This is a genomic window from Streptomyces sp. NBC_01390, assembly GCF_045040105.1.
GTDB lineage: Bacteria > Actinomycetota > Actinomycetes > Streptomycetales > Streptomycetaceae > Streptomyces.
Genome location: NZ_CP109551.1, coordinates 10,096,875 through 10,111,381 on the forward strand (window position 1 = coordinate 10,096,875; position 14,507 = coordinate 10,111,381).

The 14,507-nt window shown below is 69.8% G+C and carries 9 protein-coding genes; 3 read left to right on the forward strand and 6 right to left on the reverse strand.

Going from position 1 to position 14,507, the window contains the following annotated elements; translation table 11 throughout:
- Nucleotides 1-28: 28 nt before the first annotated feature.
- The 6 genes from OG241_RS45180 to OG241_RS45205 all read right to left on the reverse strand — a co-directional run bounded on the left by OG241_RS45180 (nucleotide 29) and on the right by OG241_RS45205 (nucleotide 9,096).
- Entirely contained in the window at nucleotides 29-1,888 is a 1,860-nt protein-coding gene (locus tag OG241_RS45180; RefSeq protein ID WP_405824301.1) for a LamG-like jellyroll fold domain-containing protein, read from the reverse strand.
- A gap of 51 nt (nucleotides 1,889-1,939) precedes the next feature.
- Nucleotides 1,940-4,864: a glycoside hydrolase family 2 TIM barrel-domain containing protein gene (locus tag OG241_RS45185; protein WP_405824303.1), complete on the reverse strand. Its 2,925-nt coding sequence runs from the start codon at nucleotides 4,862-4,864 to the stop codon at nucleotides 1,940-1,942.
- Entirely contained in the window at nucleotides 4,861-5,700 is an 840-nt protein-coding gene (locus OG241_RS45190) for a carbohydrate ABC transporter permease (RefSeq protein ID WP_405824305.1), read from the reverse strand. Before OG241_RS45190 ends, OG241_RS45185 begins: the two co-directional genes overlap by 4 nt.
- Nucleotides 5,701-5,714: 14 nt before the next feature.
- On the reverse strand, nucleotides 5,715-6,665 hold the full coding sequence (locus OG241_RS45195; RefSeq protein ID WP_405824307.1) for a carbohydrate ABC transporter permease: 951 nt from the start codon (nucleotides 6,663-6,665) through the stop codon (nucleotides 5,715-5,717).
- Nucleotides 6,665-7,951 (reverse strand): ABC transporter substrate-binding protein, encoded by a 1,287-nt coding sequence (locus OG241_RS45200; protein ID WP_405824309.1) that lies wholly within the window; start codon nucleotides 7,949-7,951, stop codon nucleotides 6,665-6,667. The genes OG241_RS45195 and OG241_RS45200 overlap by 1 nt, the downstream gene beginning before the upstream one ends.
- A 140-nt stretch (nucleotides 7,952-8,091) precedes the next feature.
- The gene (locus OG241_RS45205) at nucleotides 8,092-9,096 is read right to left on the reverse strand and encodes a carbohydrate kinase family protein (protein ID WP_405824311.1); all 1,005 of its coding nucleotides are present in this window, start codon (nucleotides 9,094-9,096) and stop codon (nucleotides 8,092-8,094) included.
- 126 nt (nucleotides 9,097-9,222) lie between these two features.
- Here OG241_RS45205 and OG241_RS45210 point away from each other — a divergent pair, with 126 nt between their 5' ends.
- From OG241_RS45210 to OG241_RS45220, 3 genes are all read left to right on the forward strand, one after another.
- Complete coding sequence (locus OG241_RS45210) at nucleotides 9,223-9,987, forward strand: DeoR/GlpR family DNA-binding transcription regulator (RefSeq protein ID WP_405824313.1); 765 nt, start codon at nucleotides 9,223-9,225, stop codon at nucleotides 9,985-9,987.
- On the forward strand, nucleotides 9,984-11,321 hold the full coding sequence (locus OG241_RS45215; RefSeq protein ID WP_405824315.1) for a 6-phospho-beta-glucosidase: 1,338 nt from the start codon (nucleotides 9,984-9,986) through the stop codon (nucleotides 11,319-11,321). The genes OG241_RS45210 and OG241_RS45215 overlap by 4 nt, the downstream gene beginning before the upstream one ends.
- Nucleotides 11,322-11,417: 96 nt before the next feature.
- Nucleotides 11,418-14,462, forward strand: coding sequence for an alpha-mannosidase (locus OG241_RS45220; RefSeq protein WP_405824317.1), 3,045 nt, complete (start codon nucleotides 11,418-11,420; stop codon nucleotides 14,460-14,462).
- Nucleotides 14,463-14,507 lie beyond the last annotated feature (45 nt).

The following is a 14,507-nucleotide window of genomic DNA, read 5'->3' on the forward strand; positions in this document are numbered from 1 at the left end:
TGTGAGGGGTGTCTGTCAGTGATGTCCGTCAGTGGTTCATGAACGAGCTGACGGGCAGCGCCCGTTCGACGATCCGTACGTCACCGAGGCGGCCGTGCAGGATCTGGTCGATCTTCCCGGCGTACTCGTAGCCGCCGAGCAGCCACGGCAGGCCGACCGAGGTGAGTCCGACCGCGGTGGCGTGCGGATTGCGGGCCACCGGGCAGCCCTGGACGTACAGGGTGGTGTGCCGGCCGTCGTTGACCACGGCCACGTGCCACCACACCTCCCGGGCGGTCTCGTCGCCCCAGTTGGTGGCGATGCCCTGCTGGTTGAGCGGCCGGACCGCCCACTGCGGGCCGGGCCCGTCGGAGAGTGACAGCGTGGCCAGCGGCTCGTCCGGGTCGTCCGCGGTCTTGCCCGCGGCCCCGCCCGTGCCGGTACGGCTGACCAGTCCGGCCCAGGCATGGTGCGCGGGGTCCCAGTCGGCGGGCAGACGGTAGAACGCCTCGATGGTGTAACCGGCCTTGAAGGTGGCCGAGTTGAGGGGCGCTCCGTCAACCGTGCGCAGATACGCGCCCCTCAAGGGGGACTTGTAGCCCTGGAACTCCAGGCTGCCGTGGCCGGGCTGGTCCGGGTGGTGGTCGGACGACCAGGTGAGGGCGGCCGCGCCGACCGTGACCAGGCTCAGGTCGTTGCCGTGGCCCGACTGGTCGCGGACCGTGCCCGTCACGGCCGCGCCGTCCTGCTGTCCGTCGAAGCGCCAGTACGCGACGGTCCCGGGAACCAGCATCTTCTTCACCGGCCGGGCCGGTCGCGGCGCCACCGCTGCGAAGCCCGAGAACCGCTGCTCGAAGTCGATGTCCACGGAGAAGCGGTCCGCGTCACCGGACAGCTCCATCTCCTCGCGCTCCAGCTCGTTGAGCCCCTTGGCCGCCCGGCCCAGGATCCACGGCGAGACCGTCTCGACGTCGATGGTGTCCCGGTCGAGGTCGAAGTGGTAGAGGCGGATCATCGCCGCGCCACCGTAGTAACGGTTCTGATAGTTCGTCAGATGCAGATGGACGTCATTGCCGGCCGCGTTCTTGCGGGTGGCGCGGGCGGCGGGCCAGTAGTGCCCGTTGAGGGTGAGGAAGATCTGGTCGTGGTTCTTGACCAGTTTGTCCCACAGCTGCTGCCCGTACGCGGAGAGCGTGTCGTCCTCGTACACCAGCTCGTGCGTGGTGAGGACGACCGGCAGGGTCGGATGCTGGGCGAGGACACTCTCGGCCCAGGCGTACCCCTTGTCCGACAGCCGCCAGTCCAGGGCGAGGACGAGCCACTCGCGGTCGGCGGCCTTGAAGACGTGGAAGGTGTTGTAGCCGTCGGCCGAGGCTCCGCCGAACGTTCGCTTGGACCGGAAGCGCTCGGGTCCGAAGACGTCGAGGTACGGGGTCGGCCCGCGCTGGTCGGTGGTGGACGAGCGGATGTCGTGGTTGCCCGCGAGGACGCTGTAGCCCACTCCGCGCCGGTCGAGCAGCTCGAACGCCTTGCCCGCGGCGTCGACTTCGGCCTGTGCGCCGTTCTCCGTGATGTCGCCCAGATGCGTGAGGAAGACGATGTTCTCGTCCCTGCCGTGCTCCAGCAGATAGCGCAGCGAGGCCTCGATCGGCGCGGGGTTGATGCTCGGCCCGTCGAAGAGGTACTGCGTGTCGGGCATCACGGCGAGCGTGAACCGGCGGCTGTCGGTGTCGGGCCGCCACGACGAACGTGCCTTGTCCGTCACGGCCTCGGCGGCCGTCGGCAGGGCGACGGACGTGGTCGCCGCCGCCCCGATCAGCGCGGTCGCCCGCAGGAAACTACGCCGTCCGGCGCCCGCCTGAGGTGCTTCGAGGGCAGGCTCGTGCCCGGACTCGTGCGAGGTGCACACAACTGACTCCGTAAGAGGTTCTGTGAGGTGAGAAGAGGTGTGTGGGGGGAGCTAGAGCGTGCGAAGAGTCCAGGCCCAGTGGTGGGTGCCCGGCTGCGGGACATAGGAGGGGAAGGTGTCGGGGCCGCACGACGCCGTGCCGAGCCCCCGGTGTGCCGCGTCGATGTGGACCACACAGCCGGGCCGTGGCGTCAGCTGGTCGTGGTGTGCGGCGGCGGCCAGATCCTCGGCGCGGTACCGGGTCACGGAGACCTGGCGCGGCCGGTCCAGCACGACCGAGAGACCGGTGGCGTCCGGCGCCGACAGCGTGAACCGTCGTACACCGTGCCGTCCGCCGCTCTCCTGCGGTCGCAGATAGGGGGTGAACAGGGAGTCCACGGGCGCAGAGTGATGCCCGACGGGTGCTCCGGCGGCGCGGTCCGGATAGGACTCCCAGGGGCCCTGCCCGTACCACTCCAGCAGGTCGAGCCCGGACACCGTCTCGAACACGGAACCGACCCGCGCCACATCGTCGTAGGCGTCGGGCAGTTCGACGGTCTCCTCGACGCGGATGCCGCACTGGACCGGAGTGAACACCTGCTCGTGGCGGATCACGCCCGCGTTCGCGGCGTACTCGGCGAGCACGGTGACGCTCCCGCCGTTGCGCCGCACGTCGACCGCCTTGCGGACGAGGGTGTCGAGGCCCCAGGCCTGCCAGCGGGCGGCCATGCCGCCCAGCTCGTCGTTGTCGGTCGGGGCCCGCCACAGGGACAGCACGGGCGCGGACGCCAGCAGCGGGTGGACCAGCAGGCCGTCGCCGTCGACCTGGACACGCGGTCCCGCGACCGCCGCCTCCGGCACGTCCGGCGCGGCCCGCAGCAGCAGCTGGGGCACGCAGATCTCGGTGCCGCGCGGTGCCCACGGCTCGTCGCCGGCCGTCGTCACCCGCAGGGTCAGCCAGGCCTCGCCACCGTCCGCCGGCAACTCGAAGGGCAGCGGCACGGCCGCCGTCTCACCCGGTCGCAGATCCGGCAGTTCGGCGGGCGCGGTGAGCGTACGGCCGTCCGCGAGCGCCAGTTCCCAGGTGCCCGCGAGCCAGTCCAGGCCCCGGAAGCACTGGTGGTTGGCGACCACGAGCCCCTCGTGCCGGAAGGCCTCCAGACGTACCGGAGCCGCGATCTCCCGGTGTTCGTACATGACGGGCTTGGGGGTCCGGTCGGGGAAGACGACACCGTCGGCGATGAAGGCACCGTCGTGGATCGTCTCGCCGAAGTCGCCGCCGTACGCCCAGCGCAGGCCGGGGGCGGCGACACCGTTGTCATAGAGCCCGGCGCCCACGCGCCCGACCGGTCTGCCGCTGTTCACGGACTGAAGGATTCCGTGGTCCCAGAACTCCCAGATGAACCCGCCCTGAAGTCCCGGCGTTGACTCGATGGCGGCCCAGTGGTCCGCGAGCGTGCCGTTGCTGTTGCCCATGGCGTGCGAGTACTCGCACTGGATGAGCGGCTTGGTCTGCTCGCCGGACATCGCGTGCGCGACACAGTCCTCCAGCGGCGCGTACATCGGACAGGCGATGTCGGAGGCGACCGCCGGATCGGCCCAGCCGAGCTTGGCCGCGCCCTCGTACTGCAGCGGCCGGGTCGGGTCGTGCCGGCGCAGCCAGCCCGCCGCCGCGTCGTGGTTCGCCCCGTAGTCGGACTCGTTGCCCAGCGACCAGATGATGACCGACGGGTGGTTCTTGTCCCGCAGGACCATCCGCGAGACCCGGTCCACGAAGGCGTTCAGATAGCGCGGGTCGTCCGCGATCTCGTGGGCGTGGTCGTGCGACTCGATGTCCGCCTCGTCGACCACGTAGAAACCCAGCTCGTCCGCGAGGTCGTACAGCGCCGGGTCGTTCGGATAGTGCGCGGTGCGGATCGCGTTGAACCCGAACCGCTTCAGCAGTACGAGGTCGGCGCGCTGGTCGTCGTACGACACGGTCCGTCCGGTCAGCGGATGGAAGTCGTGCCGGTTGACGCCCCGGACGTAGATCCGCTCCCCGTTGACGAGCAGGTCGCGGCCGACGATCTCGACGTCCCGGAATCCGACGCGCGCCTGCGCGGTGTCGGCGACCGTTCCGTCGGCGTGGTGCAGCCGGACGGTCAGGTCGTAGAGCTCGGGTGTCTCGGCGGTCCAGGTGCGTACGTCGGACACCTGTGCGCTCAGCCGGGGCTCGCCGAGGAAGTCGGAGACACGGTCGTCCTCGGCGTTGAGGCGGTCGAACTCGGCGTCCTGGAGCAGCAGTTGGCCGTCGATCTCACCGGTGACATACCACCCCGCGGGCAGCGCGCCGCCGGCGTCCCGCACCCGGCAGTCCACGCGCAGCTCACCGGTGGCGGGCGCCCGCACGGTCACGTCCGCGAGATGGAGCGGGTCCGTCGCGTACAGCAGCACCGAGCGGGTGATACCGCCGTGCCACCACTGGTCCTGGTCCTCGATGTGGGTGGCGTCGGACCACTTGACGACCGTCAGCCGCAGTGTCGCGGACCCGCCCGGCCACACGACGTCGGAGAGGTCGAACTCGGCCGCCAGATGGGAGTCCTTGGAGATGCCGACCGGCCGCCCGTCCACGTGCACGAGCAGCACGCTCTCGGCGGCGCCGACCTGGAGCACGATCCGCCGGCCCGTCCACTCGGCCGGAATGTCGAACTCACGCTCGTACACACCCGTCGGGTTGGCCGCGGGGGACGCGGGCGGGAAGTCGGGCCACGGCATCCGCACGTTGGTGTACCAGGGCAGGTCGTCGGTGTCCTGGAGGGTCCAGGCGCCGGGGACCCGGGCCGAGGACCAGTCGTCGCCCACCTGGGCCGCCGGTGTCGGGAGCAGCTGGAAACGCCAGTCGCCGTCCAGCGAGCGTGCCTGGGCACGCCGGTCGACGGCGTTCATGGGCAGCCGCCCCCAGGAGGTCACCTCGGGTGACTCCCAGGGGCGCAGCGCCAGCAGCGGATCACTGGTCATCCGCGGACAGCTCCCTTCGCGAGGTCGCCGATGATCTGCTTGGCGCCGACCGCGAACACGATCAGCAGGGGGACGAGGGCGAGCAGGGCGCCGGTCATCACGATGCCGTAGTCGGTGGTGCCGTGGGTGCCGTTGAGCTGGGACAGCGCGACCTGGAGGGTCACGTTGTCGGGGTTGGTGAGGGAGATCAGGGGCCAGGCGAAGTCGTTCCACTGGCCCATGAAGGTGAAGATGCCGAGGAAGGCGAGACCGGGGCGGACCACCGGCAGCGCCACGTGCCAGTACTGGCGCAGGAAGTTCGCGCCGTCGAGCTTGGAGGCGTCGAGCAGTTCGTCGTGGATGGCCGTCTTCATGTACTGGCGCATCCAGAAGATGCCGAAGGCGTTGGCGGCGGCCGGCACGATCAGCGCGGTCATCGAGCCGATCCAGCCGATCTTCGCCATGACGACGAACTGCGGGATGACCGACAGCTGCGCCGGAACCATGAAGATGACCATGAGCAGCCCGAACAGCAGCCCCTTGCCGGGGAACTCGAACTTGGCGAAGACGAAGGCGGCGAGGGAGTCGAAGAGCAGGACCAGGAAGGTCACCGACGTCGCGACCAGCAGCGAGTTCCACATCGACCCGAAGAAGTCGATGGCGTCGAACAGGTTGCGGACGTTCTCCAGGAAGTGCGTGCCGGGCAGCAGCTTCGGCGGGTACGAGAAGATCTCCGTCGAACTGTGCGTCGACATGATCACGGCCCAGTAGAACGGGAAGGCCGAGACCAGCGTGCCGACGATCAGCGGGAGGTGCAGCGCGATCCCTCTGCGGCGAGAACCCTTGATGGATGCCATGATGCGCGCCCTTCCTAGTCGCCCCGGCGCTGCACGAGGCGCCAGTTGATGATCGAGAAGAGGACGACGACGAGGAAGATGCCCCACGCCACCGCGGCTCCGTACCCGAAGTCGTTGTTGTCGAAGGTCTGCTGGAAGAAGTAGAGGACCATCGTCTGGCCCGAGTGGCCCGGCCCGCCCGCGAACGTCGAGTCGTTCGACGAGGTCTGCAGCAGGACCTGCGGTTCGGAGAAGCTCTGCAGGCCCGTGACCGTCGACACGACGAGCACGAACAGCAGAGTCGGCCGCAGCAGCGGCAGCGTGATGCGGAAGAAGGTCTGGACGGGGCCGGCGCCGTCCATGCGCGCCGCCTCGTACAGCTCGCTCGGGACGGTCTGGAGCCCGGCGAGGAAGATGATGGCGTTGTAGCCGGTCCACTGCCAGGTCATCAGGGCCGCGATGGTGACCTTGATGCCCCACGGTGTGTTCAGCCACGCCACCTGGTCGATCCCCACCAGGTGCAGGACGGCGTTCACCATGCCGGCGTTGGTGGAGAAGATCGAGCCGAAGACGATCGCGATGGCGACGACCGAGGTGACGTTCGGCAGGAAGTACGCGACGCGGTAGAGGCTCTTGAACCGGACCGCCGAGTTGAGCATCACGGCCGTGACCATCGCCAGGATGATCATCGGGAAGGTGGCCAGCGCCCAGATGATGATCGTGTTGCCGATCGAGTTCCAGAAGTCGCTGTCGCTCAGCAGGTACTGGTACTGCGAGAGCCCGGCCCACTCCATCGAGCCGAGGCCGTCCCAGCGGTGGAAGGACAGATAGAGCGAGAAGCCGACCGGGAACAGTCCGAAGCCGAGGAAGATCAGATAGAAGGGGGAGATGGCGGCGTAGAGGTGCCAGTACTTGCGCAGGCCCTTCTTGGGCTGCGTCGGGGCGGGCCGTGTCAGCACGGGCGGGGTCTGTTCGATGACAGCCATCAGTAGCTCACCCCCAGGTGCTTCGCGATGCGACGGCACTTGCTCATGGCGTCACTCCATGCCTTCTTCGGGTCCTTGCCGAGGACGCCGACGTTCTTGATCTCGTCCCTGAGGGGTGTCCCGAGCGCGATGTCGAACGGGCTGTTGTAGGCGACCACGATCTGCTGCGCGGCGGGTCCGAAGACGTCGGTGGTGACCTGACCGCCGAAGAAGGGGTCGGGCTCCCGCATCTGTTTCAGACCGTAGGAGGCGGGCGTGGAGGGGAAGAGACCCGCGTCGACGTAACCCTGAGCCTGGTTGGCCGCGTCGAGGATCCAGGTGATGATCCGGAACGCCTCCTCGGGGTCCCGGCAGGCCTTGGTGACCGACAGGAACGAGCCGCCGCTGTTGGCGGGCCGCACGGGCATCTGCGCCACCCGCCATCTGCCCTTGGTCTTCGGCACGCCGTTCTTGATGTCGAAGCTGGCCCAGGAGGCGTTCAGCTGGCTCGGCAGCTTGCCGTCCTGGATGGCCGACAGCTGGTCCGGGGTGCCGCTCACCAGGTCCGAGACGATCCCGCGCTGCTTGGCCTCGACGGCGAGCGCCCAGGCGCGGCGCACATGCTCCTGGTCGCCGATGAAGTGACGGTCCTTGTCGACGTACCGCTTCGCGCCCTGCTGTACGACGTTCTCGAAGACGCCGTTGACGTCGGTGAGCAGCTTCGCCCCCGACACCCGCTTGGCGAGCTGCTCGCCCGCGGCGAAGTACTTCTCCCAGGTGTCCAGACCCTCCGACACGTCGGCGGGCTCGTACGGCAGGCCCGCCTTGCGGAACACGTCGTACTGGTAGAAGTGCGCGACCGGCCCGCAGTCGATCGGGAAGCCGACCATCGTGCCGTCGTCGGCGATGCCCTGGTCCCACTTCCAGGGCAGGTACTGGCTCCTGTACTTCTCCGCGCCCAGCGTCCGCAGATCGATGAACTGGTCGGCGTTCGGCAGATAGGCGGCCATGTCCTCGCCCTTGAGCCCCGCGATGTCGGGGATGTGGGCCTGGCCGGTGATGGTGGTGATGAGCTTGGAGCGGTACTGGCCGCCGATCTGGATGGCCCGGAGGTCGACGGAGCTGTCGTACCGGGCCTTCGCGTTCTTGACGACGGTGTCGCTCAGCCCGCCGCTCCAGTACCACAGGACCATGTTGCGCCCGGTGGAGCCGGTCGGAACGGCGCAGCCGGTCGCCAGGCCGCCGAGCGCTGTGGCGGCCGTGCCGGCCAGACCCGCGCGCAGCAGGCCTCTTCGTGAGAGCTGCACAGCTCCCACCGCCTTTCGGATGTTCGGTGCGTGCGTAAGGGGAAACGCCAGTGGGGGGCGAGTAAGGGGGACAGGGCAGTGGGGGAGGGCGGGTCTCAGAGGGAGGCAGGTCTCAAGTGGGGGCTCGGGGGTGACAGGTCTCAGGGTGTGACAGGTGCGAACCGCACCGGCGGTCCCGGGTCGGCCGGCAGCCGGTCGGCCAGGAAGCCGTAGGTGCGCCGCAGTTCGGGGTCGTGGAGTGAGTGCCACCAGCGGTGGATGTGGTACCAGCCGGGTGCGGCGAGCGCCCCGCCGTGGTGCCGTACGGAGAGGGAGGCGGCCAGTACGGCGAACCGCAGCCGCTCCTCCAGCGGCCAGCCGCCGAGCGAGGCGGCGACGAAACTGGCGCCGAACACGTCCCCGGCGCCGGTGGAGTCCACGACGTCCACCGGCAGGGCCGGCACCTCCGCGTACTCGCCGGTCGTCTGGTCCACGGCGATCGCGCCGTCGCCGCCCCGGGTGACGACGGCCACCGGGACCAGCTCGCTGAGTGTGCCCAGCGCGGCGACCGCGGTGTCCGTGCGGGTGTAGGCCATCGCCTCGGTCTCGTTGGGGAGGAAGGCGTGGCACAGGGCGAGCTGGTCGAGAAGGTCGGAGGACCACACCTGGGTGGGGTCCCAGCCGACGTCCGCGTAGATCTGCGTGCCGTTCGCCGCCGCCTTGGCCAGCCAGCGGTGGGGCTCGGCCTCCAGGTGCACCAGCGCGGTACGCGCCTCGGGCGGGTCGCCCAGCAGGGTTTCCTGGGAGTACGGGGGCGGCTGCCCGTGGGTGATCAGGGCGCGGTCGCCGTCGTAGGCGAGCGAGACGGTGACGGGGGTGTGCCAGCCGTCCGCGGTGCGTGAGAGCGAGAGGTCGACGTTCTCCTGGCCGGCGAGGACGGCACGGCAGTGAGCGCCGTACGCGTCGTCGCCGAAGACGGTGGCCAGGGAGGTCTTCAGACCGTACCGGGCGGCGGCCACGGCGAGGTTCGCGATCCCGCCGGGGCTGGTGCCCATCCCCGACGTCCAGATCTCCTCGCCGGGCGTCGGGGGCTGGCCCAGGCCGGTGAGGACGAGGTCGAAGAAGAGCAGCCCGGTCAGCAGCACATCGGGCCGTTCGTCGTCCACGCGTGCATCCTCTCGTCAAAACTCGTCATTTGATGACCGGAATCGTGCGCGCCTTCCGGGGATTTGGCAAGAGTCGAGCAGAAGCAAGCATAGAAATGATTGAAGATGACGAGTACTGTTCGTCGCGTGCTGGCAGAACGACGACATCAACTCATCCTGCGGGCCCTGCGCTCCGGGGGTCCCGCAGCCGTGACCGATCTCTCCGAGCAGCTGGGCGTGAGCCCCGCCACGGTCCGGCGAGACCTGGTCAGACTGGAGGAGGAAGGCCTGCTCACACGTGTACACGGCGGCGCCGTGGCGGACGAGGGCGACCAGCCCTTCGCCGAGGTGGCCGAGGTGCGCGTGGCCGAGAAGGACGCGATAGCCGCCAAGGCCGCCTCCCTCGTCGAGGACGGGCAGTCCGTGCTGCTCGACATCGGCACCACCGCCTACCGGCTCGCCCGGCAGCTGCACGGCCGCCGGCTCACCGTGATCACCAGCAACCTGGTGGTCTTCGAGGAGCTGGTGGACGACGAGGGCATCGAACTGGTGCTCCTCGGCGGCATGGTCCGGCGCGAGTACCGCTCCCTGGTCGGCTTCCTCACCGAGGACAACCTGCGCCAGCTGCACGCCGACTGGGTCTTCCTGGGCACCAGCGGCGTCCGGCCCGGCGGCCAGGTGATGGACACCACGGTGGTCGAGGTGCCGGTCAAGCGCGCCATGATCAAGGCCGCCGACCGGGTCGTGCTGCTCGCCGACCGCGCCAAGTTCCCGGGCACGGGCATGGCGAAGGTCTGTGGCCCGGGAGACTTGGACATGGTGGTGACGAACGCGCCGGTGGACCCGGCGACGCAGTCCGCTCTGCAGGAGGCCGGGGTGCAGATCATCACGGCAGGAAAGGTGCAACCTTGAAGCTGACCATTCTGGGCGGCGGCGGATTCCGCGTCCCGCTCGTGTACGGGGCGCTCCTGGGCGACCACGCCGAAGGCAGGGTGACGCATGTCGTCCTGCACGACCTGGACGCCGGCCGCCTCTCCGCGGTCACCCGGGTCCTGGCCGAACAGGCGGCGGGGGTGCCCGACGCCCCCGAGGTGAGCGCCACGACCGACCTCGACGAGGCGCTGACCGGCGCCGACTTCGTCTTCTCCGCGATCCGCGTCGGCGGTCTCGAGGGCCGGGCCGAGGACGAGCGGGTGGCACTGGCCGAGGGAGTCCTCGGCCAGGAGACCGTCGGCGCGGGCGGTATCGCCTACGGCCTGCGCACGGTCCCGGTGGCCGAGGACATCGCGCGTCGCGTCGCGCGGGTCGCCCCCGACGCCTGGGTCATCAACTTCACCAACCCGGCCGGCCTGGTCACCGAGGCCATGTCCCGCCACCTCGGCGACCGCGTCATCGGCATCTGCGACTCCCCGGTGGGCCTCGGCCGCCGGATCGCCCGGGTGCTCGGCGCCAACCCCGGCGAGGCGTGGATCGACTACGTCGGCCTCAACCACCTGGGCTGGGTGCGCGGGCTGCGGATCAACGGCCGCGACGAACTGCCGCGACTGCTCGCCGACCCCGACCTCCTCGGCTCCTTCGAGGAGGGCAAGCTCTTCGGCACCGACTGGCTGCAGTCCCTGGGCGCCATCCCGAACGAGTACCTGCACTACTACTACTTCAACCGCGAGGCCGTACGCGCCTACAGCGAGGCCGAGAAGACCCGCGGCGCCTTCCTGCGCGACCAGCAGGCCGGCTTCTACGACGAGATGAAGCGGCCGGACGCCGCCGCCCTCACCGCCTGGGACCGTACCCGCGCCGAGCGCGAGGCGACCTACATGGCCGAGGCCCGCGAGACGGCGGGCGCGGGCGAACGCGACGCCGACGACCTGTCCGGGGGCTACGAGAAGGTCGCCCTCGCCCTGATGCGGGCCATCGCCCGCGACGAGCGCACCACGCTGATCCTGAACGTCCGCAATCGCGGGACGCTCTCGGTCCTCGACTCCGAGGCCGTCATCGAGGTGCCCTGCCTGGTCGACGCCAACGGCGCCCACCCCGTCGCCGTCGACCCGCTGCCCGACCACGCCTCCGGCCTGGTCTGCTCGGTCAAGGCGGTCGAACGCGAGGTGCTCGCCGCCGCCGAGTCCGGCTCCCGTGCGACGGCGGTCAAGGCGTTCGCCCTGCACCCGCTCGTCGACTCCGTGAACGTGGCCCGCAGACTGGTCGACGGGTACACCTCGGTCCACCCTGGCCTGGCGTACCTTAAGTAAGCGCTTTCCCGGCCTTGTCCGGTCTGCTTGTGTCCGGGGTCGCTCACCCCGGTCTGCTCACATCTGGTCTGCTCGTATCTGGTCTGGAGACTTCTCATGCACGACGAACGCCGGCGGATCGAGGAGCGCGTCCAGCGCCTCCACGACCAGCGCATCAAGGCGGCGATCTACGCTGCCACGGTTCCGTTCGAGGTCGAGGCCTGGCAGGCGCCGGGCGAGCCGGTCTCCTTCGAGGAGGCGGCGGCAGCGAAGTACGCGCCCTTCGCCATGGACACCCTCTGGGGCCCGCCCTGGGGCACCACCTGGTTCCGGATGCGCGGCCGGGTGCCCGCCGAGTGGGCCGGGCGGCGCGTCGAGGCGGTCATCGACCTCGGCTTCGTCGGCGACTGGCCCGGCAACCAGGCCGAGGCCCTGGTCCACCTCACCGACGGGACCCCGCTGAAGGCGGTCAACCCCCTCAACCAGTACGTGCCGATCGCCAACCCGGCCCTGGGCGGCGAGGAGATCGACTACCTCGTCGAGGCGGCCTCGAACCCCGACATCCTCGCCGACAACTTCTCCAAGATCACCCCCATGGGTGACATCCTCACCGCCGGCGACAAGCCGATCTACACCTTCCAGCGCGCCGACCTCGCCATCCTCGACGAGGAGGTCTTCCACCTCGACCTCGACGTCCAGGTACTGCGCGAGCTGATGCTGGAGCTGGACGACCACGACCCGCGCCGCCACGAGATCGCGCACACCCTGGACCGCGCCCTCGACCTCCTCGACCTGGACGACGTGGCCGGTTCGGCGGCGGCGGTACGAGCGGCCCTGGCGCCCGCGCTGGCCAAGCCGGCCAACGCCAGCGCCCACAAGATCTCGGGCGTCGGCCATGCGCACATCGACTCGGCGTGGCTGTGGCCGATCCGTGAGACCAAGCGCAAGACGTCCCGCACCTTCTCGAACGTCACTTCGCTGGCCGACGAGTACGAGGACTTCATCTTCGCCTGCTCGCAGGCCCAGCAGTACGAGTGGGTGCGCGACAACTACCCCAAGGTGTGGGCCCGCATCCAGGAATCGGTGAAGAAGGGCCAGTGGGCGCCGGTCGGCGGCATGTGGGTCGAGGCCGACGGCAACCTGCCCGGCGGCGAGGCGATGGCCCGCCAGCTCATCCACGGCAAGCGGTTCTTCATCGAGCACTTCGGCGTCGAGACCAAGGGCGTCTGGCTGCCGGACTCCTTCGGCTACACCGCGGCCTACCCGCAGCTCGCCAAGCTCGCCGGCAACGAGTGGTTCCTCACCCAGAAGATCTCCTGGAACCAGACCAACAAGTTCCCCCACCACACCTTCTGGTGGGAGGGCATCGACGGCACCCGTATCTTCACGCACTTCCCGCCGGTCGACACCTACAACGCCCGCTTCAGCGGCGAGGAGATGTCCCGCGCGTCGCGCAACTACCAGGAGAAGGGCGCCGCTTCGCGTTCGCTGGCCCCCTTCGGCTGGGGCGACGGCGGCGGCGGCCCCACCCGCGAGATCATGGAACGGGCGCGCAGGCTCGCCGACCTGGAGGGCTCGGCGACCGTCGAGATCGAACACCCCGACGACTTCTTCGCCAAGGCCCGCGAGGAGTACCCCGAGGCCCCGGTCTGGGTCGGCGAGCTCTACCTGGAGCTCCACCGGGCCACGTACACCTCCCAGGCCCGCACCAAGCAGGGCAACCGGCGCAGCGAACACCGGCTGCGCGAGGCCGAGTTGTGGGCGACGACGGCCGCGCTGCACGCGCCGGGCTACGCCTACCCGTACGAGCACCTGGACCGCCTCTGGAAGACGGTCCTGCTCCACCAGTTCCACGACATCCTGCCGGGCTCGTCCATCGCCTGGGTGCACCGCGAGGCGGAGGCCGAATACGCCCGCGTGGCCGAGGAGCTGGAGGCGCTCACCGCCGAGGCGGTGGCCGCGCTCGGCGGCGGCGAGTCCCGCGCCTTCAACACCAGCCCGTACGACCGGGCCGAGGTGGTCCGCACCTCGACGGGCGTCCCCATGTACGTGGAGGTCCCGGCGAGCGGCAGCGCCCCGCTGGCCGTCGCGGAGCCCCCGCGGCCGGTGACGGTCACCGACGGGCGGATCCTCGACAACGGCCTGGTCCGGGTGGAGTTGGCCGAGGACGGCACGCTGGCCTCGGTCCGCGACCTGAAGGCGAACCGCGAAGTCCTGGCAGACAAGGGCAACCTGCTCCGCCTGCACACCGACCTCCCGAACTACTGGGACGCCTGGGACATCGACAAGCACTACCAGAACCGCTACACGGACCTGCTGGAGACGACCTCCGTCACGGTGACCGACGAGGACCCGCTCCTCAGCGCCATCCGGGTGGAGCGCGACTTCGGCAAGGGCTCGAAGATCGTCCAGACGATCACCGTGCGGGCCGGGAGTCCCCGGATCGACTTCGAGACGGAGATCGACTGGCACGAGGCCGAGAAGATCCTCAAGGCGGCCTTCCCGGTGGACGTCCGCGCGGCGCACTCCAGCGCGGAGATCCAGTTCGGCCACGTCCAGCGGCCCACGCACACCAACACCACGTGGGAGTCGGCCCGCTTCGAGGTCTCCGGCCACCGCTGGGTGCACATCGCCGAGCCCGGCTACGGCGTCGCGGTCCTCAACGACTCGACGTACGGCCACGACGTCTCCCGCACGGTCCGCGAGGACGGCGGTACGACGACCACGGTCCGGCTGTCGCTGGTGCGCGCCCCGCGCATCCCCGATCCCGGGGCCGACCAGGGCAAGCACCGCTTCACGTACTCGCTGCTGCCCGGCGCGAGCATCGAGGACGCGGTCGCCGAGGGGTACTCGCTGAATCTGCCGTTGCGTGTCGCGGACGCGGCGGGTACGTCGGAGCCGGTTGTCTGGGCCGACGGCGACGGGGTGACCATCGAGGCGGTGAAGCTTGCCGATGACGCGTCCGGCGATGTCGTCGTGCGTCTGTACGAGTCGCGTGGTGGTCGGGCGGAGGGTGTGTTGTGCACGGGGTTCCCGTTGGCGGGGGCCAAGGTCACCGACCTGTTGGAACGGCCGTTGTCGGAGGCTGCGGTGGAAGGTGACTCGGTGGCGGTGTCGTTGCGGCCGTTCGAGGTGCTGACGTTGCGACTGGCTGTCGGCTGACGGCTCCGCCGGTCAGGCGGTTGTTTGGCTGCGGGCCGGTGGGGG